General features: G+C 57.0%; 20 protein-coding genes and 3 pseudogenes. 9 read left to right on the forward strand and 14 right to left on the reverse strand.

What is annotated here, in order from left to right:
* The 4 genes from AF70_RS11935 to AF70_RS11950 all read right to left on the reverse strand — a co-directional run bounded on the left by AF70_RS11935 (window position 1) and on the right by AF70_RS11950 (window position 3,075).
* Entirely contained in the window at window positions 1-684 is a 684-nt protein-coding gene (locus tag AF70_RS11935; protein ID WP_028940989.1) for an amino acid ABC transporter permease, read from the reverse strand.
* Window positions 681-1,337 carry an amino acid ABC transporter permease gene (locus tag AF70_RS11940; protein WP_019582764.1) on the reverse strand — a complete coding sequence of 219 codons (657 nt, stop codon included), beginning with the start codon at window positions 1,335-1,337 and terminating at the stop codon, window positions 681-683. Before AF70_RS11940 ends, AF70_RS11935 begins: the two co-directional genes overlap by 4 nt.
* Window positions 1,337-2,125 carry an amino acid ABC transporter ATP-binding protein gene (locus AF70_RS11945; protein WP_028940988.1) on the reverse strand — a complete coding sequence of 263 codons (789 nt, stop codon included), beginning with the start codon at window positions 2,123-2,125 and terminating at the stop codon, window positions 1,337-1,339. The genes AF70_RS11940 and AF70_RS11945 overlap by 1 nt, the downstream gene beginning before the upstream one ends.
* Window positions 2,126-2,202: 77 nt before the next feature.
* Window positions 2,203-3,075, reverse strand: a complete 873-nt coding sequence (locus tag AF70_RS11950) for an ABC transporter substrate-binding protein (RefSeq protein WP_019582762.1) — start codon at window positions 3,073-3,075, stop codon at window positions 2,203-2,205.
* 99 nt (window positions 3,076-3,174) lie between these two features.
* Here AF70_RS11950 and AF70_RS11955 point away from each other — a divergent pair, with 99 nt between their 5' ends.
* Window positions 3,175-4,275, forward strand: coding sequence for a GlxA family transcriptional regulator (locus tag AF70_RS11955; protein WP_026331971.1), 1,101 nt, complete (start codon window positions 3,175-3,177; stop codon window positions 4,273-4,275).
* 138 nt (window positions 4,276-4,413) lie between these two features.
* Here the strand turns inward: AF70_RS11955 and AF70_RS11960 are convergent, their stop codons facing one another.
* The 3 genes from AF70_RS11960 to AF70_RS11970 form a co-directional block, all read right to left on the reverse strand.
* Window positions 4,414-5,241: a formyl transferase gene (locus tag AF70_RS11960; RefSeq protein ID WP_028940987.1), complete on the reverse strand. Its 828-nt coding sequence runs from the start codon at window positions 5,239-5,241 to the stop codon at window positions 4,414-4,416.
* Between the two features lie 2 nt (window positions 5,242-5,243).
* Window positions 5,244-5,387 (reverse strand): hypothetical protein, encoded by a 144-nt coding sequence (locus AF70_RS11965; RefSeq protein WP_019582758.1) that lies wholly within the window; start codon window positions 5,385-5,387, stop codon window positions 5,244-5,246.
* Window positions 5,388-5,715: 328 nt separating this feature from the next.
* Window positions 5,716-6,513, reverse strand: a complete 798-nt coding sequence (locus tag AF70_RS11970) for a helix-turn-helix transcriptional regulator (RefSeq protein WP_371929197.1) — start codon at window positions 6,511-6,513, stop codon at window positions 5,716-5,718.
* A 105-nt stretch (window positions 6,514-6,618) separates the two neighbouring features.
* On the opposite strand from AF70_RS11970, the gene AF70_RS11975 reads away from it, so the two are divergent.
* A complete protein-coding gene (locus tag AF70_RS11975) occupies window positions 6,619-7,575 on the forward strand; it encodes a threonine dehydratase (protein WP_028940985.1) in 957 nt (318 codons plus the stop codon).
* A gap of 238 nt (window positions 7,576-7,813) precedes the next feature.
* Here AF70_RS11975 and AF70_RS29815 read toward each other — a convergent pair.
* A pseudogene (locus AF70_RS29815) lies at window positions 7,814-7,982 on the reverse strand (IS5/IS1182 family transposase); the annotation flags it as partial.
* Window positions 7,975-9,168: pseudogene (locus tag AF70_RS11980) on the reverse strand (benzoate/H(+) symporter BenE family transporter); the annotation flags it as partial. The pseudogenes AF70_RS11980 and AF70_RS29815, both read right to left, overlap by 8 nt.
* A 222-nt stretch (window positions 9,169-9,390) precedes the next feature.
* Here AF70_RS11980 and AF70_RS11985 point away from each other — a divergent pair.
* The gene (locus tag AF70_RS11985; RefSeq protein WP_019582756.1) at window positions 9,391-10,890 is read left to right on the forward strand and encodes a PLP-dependent aminotransferase family protein; all 1,500 of its coding nucleotides are present in this window, start codon (window positions 9,391-9,393) and stop codon (window positions 10,888-10,890) included.
* Window positions 10,891-10,923: 33 nt separating this feature from the next.
* Here AF70_RS11985 and AF70_RS11990 read toward each other — a convergent pair.
* The 4 genes and pseudogenes from AF70_RS11990 to AF70_RS12005 all read right to left on the reverse strand — a co-directional run.
* Window positions 10,924-11,262: pseudogene (locus AF70_RS11990) on the reverse strand (hypothetical protein); the annotation flags it as partial.
* Window positions 11,263-11,793: 531 nt separating this feature from the next.
* Entirely contained in the window at window positions 11,794-12,594 is an 801-nt protein-coding gene (locus AF70_RS11995; protein ID WP_019578430.1) for a GNAT family N-acetyltransferase, read from the reverse strand.
* Between the two features lie 133 nt (window positions 12,595-12,727).
* Complete coding sequence (locus AF70_RS12000) at window positions 12,728-13,057, reverse strand: DHCW motif cupin fold protein (RefSeq protein WP_026331589.1); 330 nt, start codon at window positions 13,055-13,057, stop codon at window positions 12,728-12,730.
* A 125-nt stretch (window positions 13,058-13,182) separates the two neighbouring features.
* Window positions 13,183-13,896: a class I SAM-dependent methyltransferase gene (locus AF70_RS12005; RefSeq protein ID WP_028940983.1), complete on the reverse strand. Its 714-nt coding sequence runs from the start codon at window positions 13,894-13,896 to the stop codon at window positions 13,183-13,185.
* Between the two features lie 574 nt (window positions 13,897-14,470).
* Between AF70_RS12005 and AF70_RS12010 the strand changes: the two genes are divergently transcribed.
* From AF70_RS12010 to AF70_RS12030, 5 genes are all read left to right on the forward strand, one after another.
* Window positions 14,471-15,139 carry a GntR family transcriptional regulator gene (locus tag AF70_RS12010; RefSeq protein ID WP_019578433.1) on the forward strand — a complete coding sequence of 223 codons (669 nt, stop codon included), beginning with the start codon at window positions 14,471-14,473 and terminating at the stop codon, window positions 15,137-15,139.
* A gap of 72 nt (window positions 15,140-15,211) precedes the next feature.
* Window positions 15,212-16,018 (forward strand): ABC transporter substrate-binding protein, encoded by an 807-nt coding sequence (locus tag AF70_RS12015; protein ID WP_007941906.1) that lies wholly within the window; start codon window positions 15,212-15,214, stop codon window positions 16,016-16,018.
* A 12-nt stretch (window positions 16,019-16,030) separates the two neighbouring features.
* Entirely contained in the window at window positions 16,031-16,804 is a 774-nt protein-coding gene (locus AF70_RS12020) for an amino acid ABC transporter permease (RefSeq protein WP_007941905.1), read from the forward strand.
* A gap of 2 nt (window positions 16,805-16,806) precedes the next feature.
* On the forward strand, window positions 16,807-17,586 hold the full coding sequence (locus tag AF70_RS12025; protein WP_028940982.1) for an amino acid ABC transporter ATP-binding protein: 780 nt from the start codon (window positions 16,807-16,809) through the stop codon (window positions 17,584-17,586).
* 81 nt (window positions 17,587-17,667) lie between these two features.
* Entirely contained in the window at window positions 17,668-19,278 is a 1,611-nt protein-coding gene (locus AF70_RS12030) for a gamma-glutamyltransferase family protein (protein ID WP_028940981.1), read from the forward strand.
* Between the two features lie 259 nt (window positions 19,279-19,537).
* On the opposite strand, the gene AF70_RS12035 is transcribed toward AF70_RS12030, so the two are convergent.
* Window positions 19,538-20,437 carry a DMT family transporter gene (locus AF70_RS12035; RefSeq protein WP_018930051.1) on the reverse strand — a complete coding sequence of 300 codons (900 nt, stop codon included), beginning with the start codon at window positions 20,435-20,437 and terminating at the stop codon, window positions 19,538-19,540.
* A gap of 2 nt (window positions 20,438-20,439) precedes the next feature.
* On the opposite strand from AF70_RS12035, the gene AF70_RS12040 reads away from it, so the two are divergent.
* The gene (locus AF70_RS12040) at window positions 20,440-20,664 is read left to right on the forward strand and encodes a hypothetical protein (protein ID WP_032831163.1); all 225 of its coding nucleotides are present in this window, start codon (window positions 20,440-20,442) and stop codon (window positions 20,662-20,664) included.
* Window positions 20,665-20,699: the final 35 nt, after the last annotated feature.

Below are 20,699 nucleotides of genomic sequence, written 5' to 3' on the forward strand. Positions count from 1 at the left end.
TCAACCTCGCACGGTTTTGCGCCCGCGTGAAAAGTGCTTTTCAAGCACACGCGACAGCATTGAAAGAGGGAAAGCGATAACAAAATAGAACAGCCCTACCAGCAGGAAGACATGCATTGGCAGGAAGGTTTCCGAAGCGATGGCTCGCGCCGCCAGCATCAACTCATCGGTGGCGATCAGAGCGCACAACGAGCTGTCCTTGAGGATCGACACGTAGGCGTTAAGCAGTGGCGGCAACATGCCACGAATCGCTTGCGGCAGGATGACGGTGGTAAACGCTTTCAGTGGTGTCAGTCCGATGGCGATGGCGGCTTCGCGCTGGCCGCGATGCAGCGAATCCAGGCCGCCACGGAGGATTTCCGCAACGTAAGCGGCACCCTGCAAACCCAGACCGATGGCCCCGGCCCAATAGCCGGACAACGTCAACCCCAGGCTGGGCAACGCGAAATACAGAGCCAGCAGCAACGCCAGAAGAGGTACAGCGCGCATGCTCTGAATAAAGAACGTTGCCAACCGTTTTAGGATGACACTTGGACTTCTCATCGCGCAGACCAATAACGCCCCCAGCACGACCGCCAGAGCGAACCCCATCAGGGACAATTCGGCAGTGATCCGTGCACCGAGCAATAGGCGAGCGATCCAGTCGCTCCAGTACACCGGGTATTGCTGAAAAAAACTGATCATCGCGCGCTCCCAAAATGACGTTCGAGCCGAATGAATCCCACTCCGATCGGTAAAATCATCGCAGCATAGATGCACATCACAGCCAAATAGATCAGTGAAGTCTGGAAGGTGGAGGTCACCAGATTGCGCGCCAGGAACATTATTTCCGGCACAGCGATGGCCGAGGCGATGGACGTGTCCTTGACCAATTGCGTGACGTAGTTGGCGAACGCAGGCAACGTCACGCGCAGGGCCTGGGGCAAGAGAATGCAGTGCAAAATCTGCATCCGGCTCAAACCGACAGCCAACCCGGCTTCATGCTGACCGACATGCAGCGACTGCAGGCCGCTACGGAAAATATCGGCCAACACCGCGCTGCCCACCAGACTCAAGCCAACGATGGCGGCCAGCCACGCGGGCAAGTTGATGCCAAGGTAGGAGAGACCGAAATAGATCAGGAACAGATGCGCCAGCGCGGGAACATTGCGCATCCACTCAATGAAACAGCCGATCACCCCATGCAACACCCGTGACCGACTGAACGTCAGCAACACCGCCAGTACTACCCCTCCGGCACTCGCCAGCAGCAAGGTACACAGCGCGATTTCCAGGGCGGTGAGCGCGCCTTTCAACAACAGAGGCAGTAGCCCGAGAAAGACCTCGAAGTTCGCCATCAAGCGCCCTCCATGGTCATGCGCCCAAGAAAACTGCGGGTGCGCTCATGGCTTGGGTTGTCGATTACCTGCGCCGAAGGCCCTTGCTCGACAATGTGTCCGCCGTCCATGAAGATCACCCGATCCGCCACATCCCGAGCGAAGCGCACTTCATGGGTCACCATGATCATCGTGCGGCCCTCTTGCGCCAGCTCACGAATCACGGCCAGTACTTCACCCACCAGTTCGGGGTCCAGCGCCGAGGTCGGCTCGTCGAACAGGATGACTTTAGGTTGTTGGGCCAACGCGCGGGCGATAGCGACCCGCTGTTGCTGTCCGCCGGACAACTGCTCGGGATAGACCTCGGCCTTGTGCCGCAGATGGACTTTTTCCAACATGGCATCAGCCAGCTCATAGGCCTGCTCGCGCGGCATACCCTGTGCCTTGATCGGCCCCAGTGCGACGTTGTCGCGTACGCTCAAATGTGGCCAGAGGTAGAAGAGCTGGAACACCATCGCGATCTCGCGTCGCTGCGGAGCCATTTCCCGATCACTCATCAGACGTATGCGTTTACCGTCCTTGATCTGCCCGATCAACTCGTCACCCAGCCAGATATCGCCTCGAGTGGGTTTTTCCAGGTAATTGATGCAACGCAGGCAAGTGGACTTTCCCGACCCGCTGGGGCCGATCAATGACAGGGTTTCACCGGCTTTCAACTCCAGGTTGATACCCTTTAGCACCTCCAGATCACCATAACTTTTGTGTAGGTCATGCACTCGCAGCAATGCAGGTTCGGACGGGGTCGACATCTTGGCTAACCTCTTTTTGTTATAGACATGGCGATGAATCGGCACGGGCCATCAGGCCGATTCATCCGCTCAAGCGCTTATTTGCAGCCGGGCAGTTTCCAGTCCGCCGGGCGGTCGACACCCAGCCTCAGGTCCTTGCCTTCCGGCACATACCAGACATCCTGAGTCAGACCGTAGCGGGCACCGATCTTGCGCATTTCACAGCTTTTCCAGAGGGTCTGGATCTGCTCGTTCACGGCAGCCACCAGCTGTGGACTGGCCCCTTTATTAAAGCCGTACACCACCTGACCCAGACCCGTCAGCAGTGGGAAATTCGGATCGTTGTCGGTGAAAGCGTTGAAGTGCAGGTGCCACTGCTCGTTGCGAAAAATGGCGTATTGCATGACCGGAGGATCGCCAATCACTGCATCGATGCGCCCGGCGAGGAGATCGCGCACCGCGGCATCGGAGGTGTCGTACAACGCTACTTGCAGCCCTTCGATCTTGCGCATCTCAGGGATGAACGAAAAACCCGTGATGGTGCCGACCTTCTTGCCCTGCAAATCTTTGAGGCTGCTCCAGTTGGTCTTGTCGGTCTGGGTGATCCCGTTCTTGAAATAGTGAATCGGGTCGCTCACGGTCATGATCTTCGCGCGCTGCTCGGTCCAGCCCATGGTGCCGGCCATCACATCCACGCGTTTAGCTTGTACTGAGGCGATGGTGCCGGCCCAGTCCATCAAGGCAGGTTTAACCTTCAACCCCAGCTTCTCAGATATTTGTTGAAGGATTTCACCGTCGTAGCCGACCATCCGGCTGTCTTGATAACCGGTCCCCGGCATATCGCCAGTGAACGCGATAGTCAGGCTTCCCGGCTCTACTGTTTCCAGTGCGAGTGCCGGTGCCGAGGCCAGCATGGATACCAGCAGACCCGCATAAATACCGGAAAAACGTTGAACGTTGGGCTTCTTCATCACGTGCTCCTCGATTGCTTTTTTTATGAACAGCATGGTGTTAGGCAGGAGCTCATCGTATGGTGATCAGCGGCATAACTTGTTGGATGGTTTGCATGAATGATTGAACATTTGCGACATTTCGGAGATGTACTGCCCAGGGCCTCCAGCGACAGCCTCGTGGAGGGGCTTGATAATGGTCAGGCACGACATCCGCCAAGCCGACGCGGCGCCACCGAGTTGTCTATTGGTATTGTGTTGTGGCCGCGCTTCCCCTTGCTGTCACTCTCAGGGCTGACCGATGCGTTGCGACATGCTGCCGATACGGGTGATCAGAGCCGCCCGATACGATGCCAATGGAAAGTACTCGGTACCCCTGGGCAAAGAGTCATTTCCAGTTGCGGACTGGATGTACCTATCGACAGTGAACTCACCCATCCTCATCAATTTGATTACATCGTGGTGATTGGTGGACTGCTTGATTCCCTTGAGGCAGCACCAAAGACTTATCCGGCATTTCTGCATCAGGCGGCAGCCGCTGACGTGCCATTGATCGGTCTATGCACGGGCAGCTTCGTGCTCGCTCGACATGGCCTGATGGAGGGACGTACTGCTTGCGTGCATGCCTACCATTGCGACGACTGGAAACGTCTGTTCCCCAGATTGCGCTTTGTCAGCAACAGTGACTTCCTCATCGACAAGGATCGGATCACCTGCGCAGGCGGTATCTCGGTGATTGAGTTGGCCATCCATCTTATTGGGGTGCATTGCGGCCCGGATCGGGCCGGCAAAGTGGTTCATCAGATGACGGTCGCAAAACGCAGCTCCGGTAGTTTCGTCGACCGGCGCAAGGCACTTGGCTACGCCAGCTCTTCGAACAGGCGCCTGCACGAAGCCGTGATGTTGATGGAAAAGCACATGACCGAGCCCTTGGATATCGACACAATCGCGAACCTTGTCGGTACCAGTAAACGGCAACTGGAGCGGCTGTTTGTCGCTGAAACCAGTAACACTCCGGCCCAATTCTATCGCCACGTTCGACTCAGGTTTGGCCGATGGCTTCTCATCAGCTCGGATCGACATATCGGGGAAATCGCTTTCGAATGCGGGTTCGCCGATGCGCCCCATTTCATTCGACATTTTCAGAACATGTTTGGCATGTCCCCCGGAAAATTGCGCAAAGAGTTGATGCAAAAAGCGAGTCATTTGCATCGGATTTGACCAGCACGATTCGTGGACATGGCCGGCAGAGAGCGACCCAACACGGACGTTGAGCGACGCCAACCTTTTGCGGCGTTGTTTTGAGCTTTTCAATGCTCCAGCAACAAGGCCTCAGTAGGCCTTGCCGCCGTTCAGCTCTCAAGGAGCGCTTATCCGCAACGGGAATCCGTACGATTCGAAAAGATCCCAAACGTCCTCGCGATCGAAGAGCCGCCACCCCTGTGTCGTGAACCGCATCAGGTCATCCTCGCCGGGAAAGGAGTAGTAGGCTCCGGCAGATGGATCTTGAGACGTCCCCGTCATGGGCTCATCGCGCTCCAAGCGCCTGATTGCGTTCATGATGAGACGCGCGCCTGGTTGATAAAGTGAAAGGATGTGCCACAGCAAGGAGCGCTCCTTTTCGACTGCCACACGCGCAGTCTCAATGATGCGACCAACATCAATGCCGGGACTGTCGATCCAATGGAGAGTACAACCGATCTCCGGGTCCCCGTTCAGCAACGCCCGGAAGGTCGCGAGAACACCTCGATATTGAGGCAAGAGGCCAGAGTGAAGATTGAGGACGCCGCGTGGCGGAATTGCCAACGCTTCATTCTTCAGGATTTGACCAAAGCGGATTGAGATGAACAGATCCGCTCCCGCATCCTGCAGCATTTGCAGGCCCGCAGGATCCCTCAAGCTGGGCAATACGCGCACAGGAACCCCAAAGCGTTGCTGCAGTTCTGCAAAACCGAATCGATGCCCGCTACTGACCTGGTCGCTCGATCCGATTAACCCAGGGGCCAAGGCATTGAAGAGGTCCTGCTCGATCAATGCTAGTTGTCCGAGCATGCGTGGCACCTTCCTGCCCGATCCCACTTTCTCCGAGAGGAATATTCCCACTGTGCTCTCGTGAATTTCGGGCAACAGGAAATTGAGAGTGAGATTGCTCTCCACGTCCCGGTTCACCAGAAAAGCGATTCGCAACTTCAGACCTCCTTCAGCAGACCTGCCTTGAGATGCAGCAACGGCCAATTCAACACAAGCGGATCGATCCCATTCCCATTGTTTTGCCACGACGTATGGACGGAAGGCCCGATCTGCTCGATCAATTCCGGCATCAGACCTAGCATAGTTGCTCTTTCGTCATTGCTATGTCCCCCAGCAGCTCCTGGCCGTTCTCTGCCGATCATGGTTACAAAGCGTGCTGGTGAAATCCGATGCAATCGGTGGTCAGAACGAATGCAAATGACTGGTCAGGTCGAATGCAAACGGGTGGTCAAGTGGAGTGCAATTGCGCATCTAGTCAGGGGCAGCAATCGGCCAAAATCGTCCGACAAATTTTCCTTCCAGTCCAATTTACGGTCTAAGGTGGAAAACCTATTGAGCAGCGTGTCGTTCAACTCAAGAAAACGGCGATACAGCTGATCAAAGTGTTCTTCTACTTTTCCCTGACTACTATTATCCACGCAGCTGTACCGGACTTAATCCAAGGCGTTGCCTGAAAGTGGTTGCCATGTGCGCCTGGGAGTTAAAGCCGCAGGTGTGGGCGATCTCTGCCAGGCTTGCTGTCGAATCGCGCATTAGCGCGCGGGCCTTGGCAAGGCGTCGGTCGATCAGGTAACTGTGCGGGCTCTTGCCCGTCGCGCTCTTGAACGCTCGCATGAAATAACCTTCGGACAATCCAAGTAAGCCCGCCAATGCCGGTATGCCCAGCGGCCCGTCGAGGCCAGCGTCAATGAACTCATCGAGCAGACGCATTCGGCTGCCGGTGATAGAGCCTTGGGGTGGAGCCGAAAATGTTTGATCGCTCGTCGCCCGTTCAGCCAATGCGAGTGCCCAGGCCTCCCAATCGTCCTCCACAGAGGCGTGCAACAACGCGCGGCGCATTCGCAGGGCGAGGGTAATGGCCTGCTGATCAATGCGATTGTTGAATGCACTATCCCCGACCAACATATTCCCGTTGGTGCGCATTACCCGCAGGTATTCACCGCCCGAGAGTGACTCGGACAGCACGTCACAGCCAATGGGGACGAACGCCAGACTGTTGGGCATGGCATCGAAGGGCAGCACTCGGTCGCTGCCAATGGCGTGAAGGCCTCGCTGGCTGTCGAAGGCAAAGCCAATCGCTGCCTGAGGCGCTACATACCGGGTCGCGTAGGCGGCGCCGGGTAGCAATTCAATCGTCCATGGCCCTGCCTCGACTCGACGGACCGGTTCGGGGCGGGGCGTTGGCTGAAGGCGGCTTCGACGGCTCATGAACGCCATAGTAGTGAAGCGGGGGCACAAAAGTCAGGTCAGTTTTTTGAAAGCCTGCGTGATGCGCCCGTGTCTAGACTGGGCAAAACCTCAGGGAGACGACTCATGCACAGACTGACTCGCGACGATATCGAGCAAGCTGCTCACCACGTGTACCAAGTCATGCCCGCTACAGCTCAATACCCTTGGCCCTTGTTGGCCGAGCGGTTGGGTTGCACCGTTTGGGTCAAGCACGAAAACCACACACCTACAGGTGCTTTCAAGGTGCGTGGTGGCATTACCTTCATGCACTGGCTAAAGCGTGAGCACCCGGGCATCAAGGGTATTGTCACCGCCACCCGCGGCAACCATGGGCAGAGCCTGGCGCTGGCAGCCGGCGCGCTGGGTTTGAGGGCGTTGATTGTAGTGCCGGAGGGTAACTCGGTAGAAAAGAACAATGCCATGCGCGCCTTTGGCGGTGAAGTGGTCGAGTGTGGCCGCGATTTTGATGAAGCCTGTGAAGAGGCCGGGCGCCTGGCGCAAGCGCATGACCTCTATCTGGTGCCGCCGTTCCATGCCGAGTTGGTCAAGGGCGTGGCCACTTATGCGCTGGAGCTGTTCAAGGCTGCACCGGATCTTGATACGGTTTACGTGCCGATTGGCTGTGGGTCGGGGATTTGTGGGGTGATCGCCGCCCGCGACGCACTTGGCCTGAACACCCGGGTAGTGGGTGTGGTTTCCACTAAGGCTGAGGCTGCAAAGTTGTCGTTTGATGCAGGAGCAATATGCGAAACCGCCTCGGCGAATACCTTTGCTGACGGCCTTGCCGTGCGTAAGCCAATTCCAGAAGCCTTTGCCATCTACGCGCAAGGTGCGCAGCGAATCGTATCAGTCAGTGAGGCGCAGATTGCCGAGGCCATGTGCGTGTATTACACCGATACCCACAATCTTGCTGAAGGGGCGGCTGCGGCGGCCCTCGCGGCGCTCATTCAGGAGCGTGAAGCAATGGCTGGAAGAAGGGTGGGGGTGATTCTGTCCGGAGGGAATGTGGACCGATTGGTGTATGCGAGAGTGATTGAGTGAAGTAAGTCGATGGAGTAAATGACCGCTGTTGGCCGATTCTGGTGAAGAAGTCGACGCGGCTCAGATAGCCGTGCACTGAGCAGTGAAAACGCCTTTTTTGCACGCTACTACGTCAAATCTGAGTACTGAACCTTCTGCGCAAAATACGGATTTCAATCTCGGACACGTCTTTTTCTACCGTGGAAATCGAAGTCGACTTTTTCAACAGAATCGGCCGACTCCTGCCTGTCACGAATGCCATGTAGGCGGTGATGCCTACATGGTGATAAGTCAGGATTTCTTTGCTTTTTGAAGTGACCTCGGTCAGCTACTACCAATAGTGTTTCCAGCATCATCGCCTTGCGGGCCTGCTTGGCCATCGAGCTGAGTTGATCTTGGTCGGAGCCGAGGTTGGTAGCGGCCATGGCGCGGCAAACGGCCGTTTAGCACGGCGTACGCGACCAGACCAATCAGTAGCCCCCAGAACGCTCCGCCAACCCCGAACAAGGTAATGTTGGCGGCGGCTGCCAGGAAGGTAATCAGCGAGGCTTCGCGGGATTTGGCTTCGGCCATGGCACTGGCCAGGCTGGCGCCGATGGTGCCCAGCAGGGCGAGCCCGGCCAGAGTAGTGATGAAGGTTGCCGGGAAGGCCATGAACACCGCAGCGAGGGTCACGCCGAAGACCCCGACGAGGATGTAGAAGACGCCCGCAGCAATGCCGGCGATCCAGCGCTTGGAGGGCTCTTCGTGGGCGCCCTTGCCGGTGCAGATGGCTGCTGTAATCGCCGCGATATTGAATGCGTGGGAACCATAGGGCGCCATGAGCAGGGAACCCAACCCGGTGATGGTCACGATCGGATTGGCACTGGTGCTGAATCCATCATTGCGCAGCACCAGCATGCCAGGCATGTACTGACCGGTCAGGGTGATCAGAAACAGCGGCATCGCGACACTGAGCAAGGCATTGAGCGAGAACTCAGGCAGGGTGAATACCGGCGCCGCGAGTTGCGGTTCCAGCCCCGACAAATCCACACGTCCCTGAATCAACAAGAAGGCCAGCCCCAGTGCCAAAATGCCCACCACTGCGTAGCGTGCGGTAAAGCGCTTGAGCACGACGTAGGCGACAATCAGCAACCCGACCAGCATAGGGTCAATGCTCATACCGCCAAAAGCACCGATGCCGAACTGCAGCAGGATACCGGCCAGTAGTCCTGCGGCCACACCCGGCGGGATCAGTCGGATGACTTTTTCGAAGTAACCGGACAGGCCCAGCAGCACGAAGGCCGCAGCCGAGAGCATGTAAGCGCCCACCGCCTCAGCATAGGGCGTGGTGGCTAGGGCGACGACCAGGAATGCCGCTGCGGGTGTCGACCAGGCGGTGATGATCGGCTCACGGGAAACCCAACTGAGGAACAGCCCGGTAACGCCCACGCCAATCGACACGGACCACACCCACGAAGCCGTCAACTCCGGGCTCAGTCCGGCTACCTTGGCGGCCTGGAAGACCAGAATGAAGGTGCCGCCATAGTTGACGATGACCGAGATCAGACCGGCGACAATCGGATGGATGAGATCGATGAGGCGAATAGGTGGCTTGGATGCTGAAGAAGACATGGCTTTATTTTGCTCCTTGCAAAGCGAGGTGCTTGGCCTCGACTGGAAAGTGATTTATAGGGCGGCAATGGTCTGTTTAGCCCCTGCACTTTTTGCGCGGCGGCGTTCAAAGTTGTCCCCCAGGCGATAGATCGCCGAGCACAGAGGCAGTAGCGATGAACAAAGTCTACGGATAGACTGGCCTGCCTTTGTAGACCAATTTGTTAGTCTTAGGCAGACCACATGGCGAAAGCCTTCGAACTCGAAACGCTGAAGATGCGACTCAACGATGCCGAGTTTCAGCTGTTGGATCTGCACCAGCGGATTCAGCGCGCCCTGCGTGCCTTGATCCTCGATGGTGTTCTTGACTCTGGCCTGAAGCTACCGGCGACCAGGGTTCTGGCCAAGACGCTCGGCGTTGCCCGCGACACGGTCGAGAATGCCTATGTGCAATTGCACCGTGATGGTTTCATCGTGCGGCGCGAGGGCTCTGGCAGCTATGTATCCGATGCGGTTGGCACCGAATTGCTCGGAGCCGCGCGCCGGCGCATTAAAGCGAAAGACACCCAACGCAGCGAGGTGGCGCCAGAACCTGGCTTGAGCCAGCGTGGGCGGATGATTTTCGACAGTGGTGGGGTTACCGATCAACAGGTGATCAAGGCGTTTGCCACTGGTCTGCCGGAAACCCGCACCTTCCCCACCGATGTCTGGGAACGCTTGCAACGCCAGGTCATGAAGGACTACCGGGGCAATGTCCTGCTGCATGGCAACCCGCAAGGCGCTGAGCCGCTGCGCAAGGCCATCGCCACCTATTTGAACCTTGAGCGCGGTGCCAAGTGCTCCCCCGACCAGATCCTGGTGCTGAGCAGTACTCGCCAAGCTCTGTTCCTGTGTGCCCAGATGCTAGTGGACGCCGGCAAACCGATCCTGCTGGAAAACCCAGGCTACTTCGGTGCCAGGAAAGCCTTTGAAACGGCCGAGACCAAGGTCGTGCCCATTGACGTCGATGCACAGGGCATACGCACGGACCTGCTGCAGGCAGACCGCAGCGGCGCCAATTGCGTCTATGTCACGCCTTCTCATCAATACCCCACCGGGGCGACCTTACCGCTGGAGCGTCGACTTGAGCTAATCCGTTGGGCGGCCGAGTGTGGTAAGTGGATTATCGAGGACGACTACGATAGCGAGTTCCACTACGACGGGCTGCCGACCGCGTGCGTGCAGGGCCTGGACAAATACCAGCGCACGATCTACCTCGGTACCTTCAGCAAGACGCTCTATCCGGGGTTGCGGATGGGCTACATGGTGCTGCCTTTCGAGCTGGTCAAAGCTTTCACCTACGCGCGCAGCATCATGGACGGCCACACGCCACAGATCCTTCAACTGACCCTGGCGCGCTTCATGGAAGACGGCCACTACAACTCCCACGTCCGGGCTATGCGCAAACTCTACGCCGGACGCCGTGCAGTTATGCTCGATGCAATCGGCAAGCACCTGGACGGCATTGCCACAGCATTACGCCCCCAAGGAGGGCTGCAGATTCCCTGTTTACTGGCCGATGGCTGGTCGGAGGAAAAGACCATCCACCAAGCTGCCAGCGCGGGCGTGCGACTGCCCGGCCTCAGCCGGTTGTACGCCGGCGATGAGAAGAAACAAGGGTGGCTGTTGGGCTATTCGTCCTTGACCGCTTATGAAATCGAAGCGGCTATGGTGCGTCTGACCAATGCGCTGAAAATCAAATAGGGCAACGGCATTGTGAGTCCATTCATGACGGTTTCCCGTGCCACGCGTCATCATGGAGCGGGCATCGGGAAGGGTCAGTGAGACCTGTTTATCCAGCGATTCGTTGAGTTGGATTTCAATCGCTTGAAGCTCCTTCATTTGAGTTTTGAGCTTGGCGATTTTCTCTTCCAACCGCACGGTGCTGGGCTCGGTAGCTGTGGGTTCTTGCCGATCGGCAGCATCGAGTACCGCCAGGTAACGGCTGACCAGGTCGAGTTCGTCGACAAAGACGTCGACTACGCGCACCGGATTGGTATCGCTGACGTAGTCGTAGTGACTCTCGGGAAGTAAGGTGCCTTGGCCTCGATGTTCACCTTGGATAAAGCGCTTCATGGGCGATCCCTGCGATGAAATCCTCAGAAATCATAGCAAGGGTTCGCAAAAGCGTTTACACACACTGAGTCAATGCAATCTCTTATGAGAGGCGACTATTGACCCAAGGCTGAGCCGAAAATGGTTATAGAACGCTTGTCCTAAGCGCTGATTATCGAATGTTCCGCGTTCCCAAAGAGTTAAAAACTCTTGATACGCAACGCGCTCAATTTCCAGTCTTGGCATGCTTTCCATATACACATCCATTTATGTCAGCGATGACCGAATCCTACTGACGCCGGACAGACGCAGCAATGCGCGTTTTGCCGAGGCAGTCGTTGCTGCATTCGTGACCGACCGCTTTGGGTCCAGGCGGTTTGAAAACACCGCCAAAAAAATGGAAGTGCGTACTCCTACGTCAACTCTGAAAACCTGTGGCTAGATCGACAGATCTGAATTTCACATGGAACGCGATTTTTAATCATCCGAGCTGGCTTTGGAGTTTTTACACACTCTGGGCCAGAAGAGGACGGTCATATTCAGCCGTTTATCTCAGTTATCTACCAGGCGGTATAGTGCTTGGGCATGGGATGCCGTTAACCCGGCACGTTGCAGATTTCGGCAACTTTGGGAGCTGGCCAGCGCGGTCGCGGCGACCAAGTGGCAGCCATGCTTCTTTGCTTGCTCTATTCGGTGAGATATCAATGCTCCATGGTAGCCATAGCCCCGGGCATCCTTTCGGGTTGCAGCCGTTCCAAGGTAGGCAATGCCATTGCTGGCCAAGTACATCGAAGCCCCTGCCACTACTTTCCCATCAGCGTTCAGGACGTAGATTTTCAGACGCCCGTTTGACGTCTGCCCTGCGAAGGAAGCTTGATTCAACAGTCGGTGCTCTGGTTTGGTATGAAAACCACCCGCGTGCACATCTGCGAATAGAGCAAGAGTCTTTGACGTGACTTCTTCAATTTCGAATGAGTGGCGACTCAAATCCACCTTTTCGATGGCACAAGCGAATTGCCAGTGAGTCCACCCCCTCAAGCGCTCAAGCCGTGCGTCGCCCACAAAAGCGTATTGCTCCAACGCTGAAGGTTTTCCGATAAGAGGGATTACGGTCGAATGCTCCGCTGAATCTTTGAGCAATTTCAACACTGCTTGGGGACCGCGGGCAATGTCACCGTAGATGCGATTGAACATTGGGCTAGGCGATGCGTTCACTTGAAAACACGGATAGTCTCCGTTGTAAAAAACACGTGCGCCATAAGGATTTCCACTTACCCCTGCCAAGCTCTCAACACGCGAACGTAAATACTCGCTTTCTGCGGCCTCAATCTTATGAGCCAGTTCAACATCCATGTACGTCGTCCTTTTTGAAGATTTCCAAGGAAGGTAAAGCGCATCGAACAATACGTTTGCGTTCAAGTACGTACCAGTAGCTGGCTCTGCTTCACTGTCTGCTTAGGGTTGTGGATAGCAGTGAATTCCAGCGTTAATCCACTATGAACAACTTGGCACCCGTCGTGCTGGAAGATCGATGCCCCTCAGCGTTGCTGCCCACCTGATAGCTCATCCCCGCGGTGAGTGTGAACTGACGACCATCCTCCAACTCCGTGTGCAACTCGCCTTCCAGGCACAACAGGATATGACCTCTCCAGCACCAGTGATCGGCCAGATAGCCAGGACTGTATTCAACCATCCGCACACGCGTCGAACCAAACTGGCAGGTTCGCCAATAGGCGGTACCCGTTTGTCCAACATACTCCAGAGGTTCGACAGTCGACCAATCGGTAGTACTAAAGGGAACAACGGTTAGGTACATGGTTGCCTCATCAATGAAAGGGTATCTGTGGACCGTACCCATCCAGTGATCTTTTCGATAGACACAGATGCCCCGCATTTATGAGATACAGGCGCTCGCTCAAGCGTGGAAGCCAGAGGCCATGTTCAGACCACTTTGCACGTCAACCACGCCCCCCAGAAAAGGCTGCTGAAGAAACGGGTAGCGTCTCCAAATCCGGCGTCATGCAGGAGTTTTTGAACCGCCGCCTCGGAATGTGGAGGATCAGCGCCTTGAAGGATTTTCCCAAGCTTGACCTTCACTTCATCCGGGCTGGCTCCATGCTGCCGCCACCGCTGCCCCCAAGCCGCAAGCAGTAGCGGCTGGCTGGCATAAGCGTATTGATTCCCCGCGACAATCAGCGGCGCACCCGGTTTTAGATGAGCCCGAATGGATCGTAAAATTTGTCGCTTGGTTTCATCTCCATCGAGATGATGGAGTACTCCGATCAAGGTCGCTGCGTCGTATGACAAGTCTGCTGCCAGGTCTTCAACATACCCAAGATGCATGGCCGTTCTTTCAAGCAAGTTGTTTGCCTCTAATTGCTGCTTTGCAGCCTCCAACATCGGCTCGGACGGATCAACGGCGGTGAAGCGCCAACCCGGCTCAAGCTTGGCCATAGCAACAATTTCCTGCGCCGTACCGCCAGCGCCAACTACAAGTATTTTTGCCGAACTTGTAGTGCCCAGGCTTGCCGCCAGCATGCACGCAGCCAAGTCTTGGCAGGCGTCATATCCTGCTAGCGCAATACGGCTCTGTCGTCCGTACTCATTGGCTCGTGAGGTATCAAATTTTTCTGAGTTTAGAGGGGATGATTTCAAGGCGGTTCTCCATGTCCTGAAATCAAGCTACGCCAGACACAGCAATAATAAAAATTCATTAATTTTATGTGGCGCATTCCTGAAAGGAATGCATGGCTCAAAAAGTTGCTGTTTGCTTGAGCTGATTCAGCCTCTTGTCGACAGTCAACTTTGGGTCGTTCTCTGCCGGTCATGTCCACGAAACGTGCTGGTCAAATCCGTTGCAAATCCCCGATTGAGAACCGATCGCCTGCACCAGCCTGAGCCAGGACGATTTCTCCCATGCACCGAGCCGTGAGCTGCACTTTGCGTGTCCGAGCTGAAAAAAGCGGATTCGCTTGAAGTGACGGAACGAAAGACTTCGGAGGGCATTCGGCGAAATGATTTGTTACCTGGGTACCATTTTTCACCCATTTGGGGCGCGCTGGGCCATTTCGTAGCGCACGGTGAGTACCACGCTGATCTATAGATCAGCGTCTCTTGAGTCGAAAATCCTTTCCAATTAAGCGCTTGAAGCAGTGCTACGCAGCCTGGCACGGTTTCTGCTGTTTTGAATCTATGGATAATTGGATACAAAACTGCAAAAGGTGACTTTATGCAATTCGCTCCCGCTTACGTTGAACGTCAGCCCCTGACCGCCGAGGAGGAGGCTTACAACTTTCTGCTGGAAGCGATCTGTGGCGGCCGTTACCGCAAAGGCGACCGGTTGATAGCCGAGGACATCGCCACTGAGATCGGCATGAGCCGCATGCCGGTGCGCGAAGCCTTCCGACGCCTCGATGCTCAAGGCCTGGTGACCTTGCGGCCTAACCGCGGGGCGATAGTCAGCGGTCTGAACATCGACGAACTGCACGAAGTCTTCGAGATGCGCAGTGCCCTTGAAGGCCTGGCCATCCGCGTCGCCGTGGCCAAGATCGGTGAGCGTCAGCTGGCGACTCTGGAACGCATGCTGGACGAGATGGATGACTACCGCGACGAAAGCGCGGAGTGGGTCAGCCGTCATCGGGCTTTCCATGAATACCTGTGCAGCCTCAGCGGCCGTCCGCGTTTGATGAAGCAAATCTCGGCCCTGTACTCGCTGATCGAGGCGCCCATGCGCCTGTGGCTGCAACACGGTGAAAAGCCCTTGAGTGCCCGCCAGGAACACGCGGTGATCCTTGATGCCATTCGCTCAGGCGATGCCGACCAGGCCGAGTCGGTGGTGCGTCAGCACATCGAAGGCACAGTGCCGGCGCTGATTCAGTTCCTGCAATCGGAAAAATAGAATCGGGCTCGAGCCCGACCGTGTGATGACTTTGAGTACTGCCCCGTTACTAAACAACTGGAGTGTCTGGTCATGCATAAACGCCGTGTGTTGCTTGCTGCTGTATCCCTGGGACTCTGCGCACAGTGGGCGTTCGCCACGCCCCAAGTGCCGGAACGACTGCAAAAGGCCGAAAAACTCACGTATTGCTCGGGCATGGACTCGCCACCCTTGGTGTCTTTCGATGAGGCGCAAAAACCCAGGGGCCTGACTGTCGATCTGGGGCTGGAAATCGCCAAACGGCTGGGAGACAAACCGGTGCAGTGGCGGGTCATTCCATTCTCCGGGTTGCTGCCGGCATTGCTCGCCCAGCAGTGCGACATGATCGTTGATCAGCTGTTCGACAAGCCCGAACGCCGGGAGGTGATCGACATCGTCAACTACATGTATTCCAGCCAGTCAGTGGTCGTTCCCAAAGGCAATCCCAAGGGCATCAAAACCCTGGATGGACTGTCTGGGCACAAAGTGGCAGTGCTCAATGGCTCCACGATCAAAACCTTGTTGGACGCCGAGAATGAAAAGCTCACCAAGGCCGGCAAGACACCGATGAAACTGGTGGTTTACAACAGTGACACTGACGCCTTCCAGGCGCTGCGTATCAGTCAGGTGGACGCTTACGGCACCACCGTAGAAACAGCAGGTTACTACGCCGCAATGGCGCCCGATTTATTCGAGGAGGGGGTGCCAGCCTTCAGCCGGATTCTTACGGGTTTAGGGACCCGCAAGGATGATTCCCAGCTCACCACCGCAGTACAGCAGATCATCAGTGACATGCGCAGTGACGGCAGTTACGTGCAGTTGTTGAGCAAATGGCATGTTTCCAGCGACACACTCGACTGAGGCGAGCGCTCGATGAATTTCAATTGGGATGTGTTCTGGCAATACCTTTTGCAGCCCAGCGGGGTGTACCTCACTGGGCTCTGGTTGACCTGCCTGATCAGTGTGCTGGCAATGGCGTTGGGCTGCGTGCTTGGGCTGGCAGCGGCGCTGATGCGTCTGTCGCGCAACCCGTTGCTCAACCTGCCGGTACGGTTTTATGTGTGGCTGATGCGCGGCACGCCGCTGTTGGTGCAAATCGTTTTTCTCTATACCGCATTGGCGGCCGGCGGCATCTTCCGTTTCGAGGACGTGGAACTGTTTGGTTTGGTGGTGCCGGGCAATATTCAGGCAGCGATCATCGCCCTGGGCCTGAACGAAGGTGCCTACATGGCCGAGATCATTCGTGCCGGGATCGGTGCCGTCGACAAGGGGCAGTATGAGGCTGGGCGTTCGCTGGGCATGACCTTCGCCAAACTGATGCGGCGTATCGTTTTGCCTCAGGCGTTCCGGGTCATCGTTCCGCCGTTGGGCAACGAATTCAACGTGATGCTCAAGAATACGACGCTGGTCAGCGTGATTGGCGTGCAGGAGTTGCTGCTGAGTACGCAAATGGTCACGTCGGCGACATTCCGGGTATTTGAACTGTACCTGGTGGTGGCGATTTATTTCCTGCTGCTGACCACCCTCTGGGGCTTCTTCCAGCGTTGGCTGGAAGCGCGTTTCGGACAGTCCGATCGACCCGCACCGCCAGCGGCCGGCAGTCGCATGTTTGGCCGCGGCACGCTCAAATTGCTGAGGGGGCGTTAAGCATGGCGCACAAAAGTGAAGAACTGATAATCGAGGCCCTGGACGTTCATAAGTCCTTCGGCGACCTGGAGATTCTCAAGGGAATTTCCTTGCAGGTGCGGCGCGGTGAAGTGGTGGTGTTGATCGGTGCATCGGGTTCAGGCAAGACCACCTTCATTCGCTGCATCAATCTGCTGGAAGACATTCAAGGAGGGCGCATACGCGTCAACGGCCGCTCCATGGGCTACCGCGAGCGCGCCGACGGCAGCCTGGTGCGCGACTCCGAGCGCAATATCGCTCGCCAGCGTCGGGACATCGGCATGGTCTTTCAACGTTTCAATCTGTTCCCCCACATGACCGCGCTGGAAAACATCATTGAGGCACCGATCCAGGTGCTCGGTGTGCCACGCGCCGAAGCGTTGGAACAGGCCCGGGCCTTGCTCGCCCGGGTCGGTCTGGCGGACAAGGCCATGCATTACCCGTCGATGTTGTCCGGTGGACAGCAGCAGCGCGTGGCGATCGCCCGGGCGCTGGCGATGAAACCTCTAGCCATGCTGTTCGACGAGCCTACCAGCGCCCTGGATCCGGAAACCGTCGGCGAGGTCCTGCAGGTGATGAAGCAGTTGGCCGATGACGGCATGACCATGGTAGTGGTCACCCATGAAATGGGTTTTGCCAGAGAAGTCGCTGATCGCGTGGTGGTCCTCGATCAGGGCGAATTGATTGAGCAGGGGCCGCCGGAACAGATCTTCAGTCGACCGACACACCCGCGAACTCGGGCCTTTCTCAGCCGCGTGCTGTGACCTTCTCAGTCAGGGTTTTTTACCCGGCAATGGAACCGGATACCTGCGGCCAATGAATCTTTGTTTGGAAGAGCTTTTGCCATGTTGAAATTTTCTGCCCACGAATATCCCTATCCGTCGCAACGTCAGAGTGTGTTTGCCCGCCGTGGCATGGTCGCGGCTTCACAGCCACTGGCCGCCGAGGCCGGCATCGAAATCATGCGCAACGGCGGCAATGCCATTGATGCCGCGATTGCTACAGCGGCGGCGCTAACGGTAGTTGAACCCACCGGCTGCGGCTTGGGCGGCGACGCTTTTGCTCTGGTCTGGAGCAAAGGCCAATTGCACGGACTGAACGGCAACGGCCAAGCGCCGGCGGCACTGACGATCGATGCAGTCAAGGCGTGTGGTCACGAGCAGATGCCGCTTTATGGCTGGACGCCGGTCACGGTGCCCGGTTGTCCTTCGGCCTGGGCGGAGTTGTCCAGACGGTTCGGCAAGCTGCCCTTTGCCGAGTTGCTGCAGCCCGCGATCAGTTTGGCCCGGGAGGGCTTCCCAGTGTCGCCGGTGGTCGCCCGACAATGGCAGACTGCTCTGGATGAATTCAGTCCCCATCGAGACCCGGTGCTCGACGCCTGGTTCGACACGTTCCTGATTGATGGCCGTGCGCCAAAGGCCGGTGAATTATTCCGCAACCCGGCGCAAGCCCGAACGCTGGAAGAACTGGCGAACAGTGCTTGCGAAAGCCTCTATCGCGGCGCTCTGGCTCAGCGGCTGGATGCCCATTCCCGCGCCACCGGCGGCTACCTGCGAGCCAGCGACTTGCAGGACTATCGCGCCCAATGGGTGGACCCGATCAGCATCAATTACCGCGGCTACGATGTGTGGGAAATCCCTCCAAGCGGACAAGGATTGGTGGCCCTGATGACCCTGAAAATCCTTCAGGGTTTCGACTTCGATCACCGAGACAGCCAGCAGACCTGGCATCGTCAATTGGAAGCCATGAAGCTGGCCTACAGCGATGGCCTGCATTACATCACCGATCCGCTGCACATGCGTGTGGCGGTGGCTGATCTTCTCAGCGACACCTATAGCAGCCAACGCCGTGAACAGATCGTTGATCAGGCTCAGCAACCTGATCCCGGCGATCCTCACGCCAGCGGTACGGTGTACCTGGCCACGGCAGATGCGCAGGGCAATATGGTGTCCTTCATCCAGAGTAACTACCACGGCTTCGGTTCCGGCGTGGTGCTGCCAGACAGCGGCATCGCCTTGCAGAACCGTGGGCAGGAATTCAGTCTCGACCCTGACCACGCCAACTGCCTGGCACCGGGCAAAAAGACCTTCCACACCATCATTCCTGGTTTCATCAGTAAAGGTGACGCGCCGGTGGGACCGTTCGGCGTCATGGGTGGCTACATGCAGCCCCAAGGCCATGTGCAGATGGTCTTGAACCTAGTGGATTTTGGTCTCAATCCTCAAGCTGCGCTGGACGCACCGCGATGGCAATGGCTGGGAGGCATGAAAGTCGGCATCGAGCAGGGGGCGTCGAGGGACTTGGCCGCTTCGCTGGCCCGGCGCGGACATAAGGTTCAGGTCGATTGCGACCTGATCAACTATGGCCGAGGGCAGATCATCATCCGCGACCCGGACACCGGTGTGTTGTGCGGCGGCACCGAGCCGCGGGCCGATTCCCATATTGCTGTGTGGTAACAGGTAGCTGAAAACAAACGAAGACGACTCGGTCTCTTCTGCGTGAAAAATACGCTGTGCATCCGTGCGCGGAACTGATGCACAGCGTGGCCTCGCGTGTGGTCCGGCTTTGTTCGACTGGACGTGGTTGGGGCGCGGTAGGTTCAGTGGAGATTGCTGGGGCTTAGAGGGGCTGCTCGCTCGCATCCCCAGAAACGACAAAGCCCTGAAAACACTTCAAAACCACTGATTGCTAAAGCAATCAGGATCCGAAAGTAGCTCACTCGGTCGAAGGGACGGATGCTTTGCTGCCTAAGCGGATCAGCTCATTGGAAAAACACAGGCCGACGATGATCAGTACTGCCCCTGCGTACAGGCTTTCGCGCGGTACTTCATTGAGCACCACAAACGCCAGCAGCGCGGCGAACAACGGCTCGGTCAGCTCCAGCGCCTGCACTTGGGATGGCTTGAGATATTCGATGGCCTTGGTGGTGCAGAAGAAGCCCAGGATTGTCGGCAGCGCGGCCAGCGCCAGCAGTGCGGCGATCGCCAGCGGCGACAGCTCGCCGATCGCGAAACCATCGGCCGCTGCCGGCATCAGCAGGTACAGGCTGCCAAAGAACAACAATTGCCGCGTGAAGTGCAGCCCCCCCGACACACCCATCCGCTTCATGGCAACCGAAAAGGCCCCATAGCCGCAGCCGGCCATGGAGGCTAGCGCAGCACCTTGTAAGGTAAAGCCCTGCTGCAGGTCGGCGCCGAAGATCACCGCGATCCCAGCGATAGCCAGTGCGGCGCCCACGGTAGCGTTCGCGGTGATGGCATCCTTGAGAAAAATTCGCCCGAGAATGATCGAGGAAATTGAGGCACTGGCCATCAGCACAACCACCACACCTGCTGCAGCGTAATGTCGATAGGCGGACGTTTCGAAGTGGAACAGCACAAAGATGCCAAGGAATGCGCAGATAGCCGCCTGAGTCCATTTGGTCGTCGACGCCGGGCGCTTGAGGAAAAGCAGTAAGATCGAGAGAAGCATGCAACCCAGTACGGTCTTGATGACAGCGACACTGCTGGCGGTGAAGCCATTACTCATGAGTACTTTGCTGAGTACACCGATCGTTGCGTTCAGTGCCGCGGCGGAGAGGGCAAATATGATGCCTTTGCTGAAAGTCGATTGCATTGATGACGATCCCTGTCGCTGATTTGTCGTTCGATAGAATGCCGCCCCACATCGATGGGACGTTTACTCCCATGCATCGCCGTGAAGGAGTGCTGAAGCGGATGGTTGAGGTGATTGCGGGTGGCGAGAAAAACGACTCTGGCCTTGGCAATCATCGGAATATGCTCGGCGAGTTCGATAAATCAAGTCAAGGCCTTGAAGGTAGTCAGATACGGCAACAGCGTTAAGCCACTTACTCCTTCCGGGCAGATTCCGGAGCAGG

This window comes from Pseudomonas sp. KD5 (assembly GCF_012932895.1).
Classification (GTDB): domain Bacteria; phylum Pseudomonadota; class Gammaproteobacteria; order Pseudomonadales; family Pseudomonadaceae; genus Aquipseudomonas.

Bases quoted from the DNA above. Each gene is read 5' to 3' on its own strand.
- AF70_RS11935 (WP_028940989.1), bottom strand. From the start codon at position 684: ATGATCAGTTTTTTTCAGCAATACCCGGTGTACTGGAGCGACTGGATC.
- AF70_RS11940 (WP_019582764.1), bottom strand. From the start codon at position 1,337: ATGGCGAACTTCGAGGTCTTTCTCGGGCTACTGCCTCTGTTGTTGAAA.
- AF70_RS11945 (WP_028940988.1), bottom strand. From the start codon at position 2,125: ATGTCGACCCCGTCCGAACCTGCATTGCTGCGAGTGCATGACCTACAC.
- AF70_RS11950 (WP_019582762.1), bottom strand. From the start codon at position 3,075: ATGAAGAAGCCCAACGTTCAACGTTTTTCCGGTATTTATGCGGGTCTG.
- AF70_RS11955 (WP_026331971.1), top strand. From the start codon at position 3,175: ATGATTGAACATTTGCGACATTTCGGAGATGTACTGCCCAGGGCCTCC.
- AF70_RS11965 (WP_019582758.1), bottom strand. From the start codon at position 5,387: ATGCTAGGTCTGATGCCGGAATTGATCGAGCAGATCGGGCCTTCCGTC.
- AF70_RS11970 (WP_371929197.1), bottom strand. From the start codon at position 6,513: ATGAGCCGTCGAAGCCGCCTTCAGCCAACGCCCCGCCCCGAACCGGTC.
- AF70_RS11975 (WP_028940985.1), top strand. From the start codon at position 6,619: ATGCACAGACTGACTCGCGACGATATCGAGCAAGCTGCTCACCACGTG.
- AF70_RS11985 (WP_019582756.1), top strand. From the start codon at position 9,391: ATGGCGAAAGCCTTCGAACTCGAAACGCTGAAGATGCGACTCAACGAT.
- AF70_RS11995 (WP_019578430.1), bottom strand. From the start codon at position 12,594: ATGGATGTTGAACTGGCTCATAAGATTGAGGCCGCAGAAAGCGAGTAT.
- AF70_RS12000 (WP_026331589.1), bottom strand. From the start codon at position 13,057: ATGTACCTAACCGTTGTTCCCTTTAGTACTACCGATTGGTCGACTGTC.
- AF70_RS12010 (WP_019578433.1), top strand. From the start codon at position 14,471: ATGCAATTCGCTCCCGCTTACGTTGAACGTCAGCCCCTGACCGCCGAG.
- AF70_RS12015 (WP_007941906.1), top strand. From the start codon at position 15,212: ATGCATAAACGCCGTGTGTTGCTTGCTGCTGTATCCCTGGGACTCTGC.
- AF70_RS12020 (WP_007941905.1), top strand. From the start codon at position 16,031: ATGAATTTCAATTGGGATGTGTTCTGGCAATACCTTTTGCAGCCCAGC.
- AF70_RS12025 (WP_028940982.1), top strand. From the start codon at position 16,807: ATGGCGCACAAAAGTGAAGAACTGATAATCGAGGCCCTGGACGTTCAT.
- AF70_RS12030 (WP_028940981.1), top strand. From the start codon at position 17,668: ATGTTGAAATTTTCTGCCCACGAATATCCCTATCCGTCGCAACGTCAG.
- AF70_RS12035 (WP_018930051.1), bottom strand. From the start codon at position 20,437: ATGCAATCGACTTTCAGCAAAGGCATCATATTTGCCCTCTCCGCCGCG.
- AF70_RS12040 (WP_032831163.1), top strand. From the start codon at position 20,440: ATGACGATCCCTGTCGCTGATTTGTCGTTCGATAGAATGCCGCCCCAC.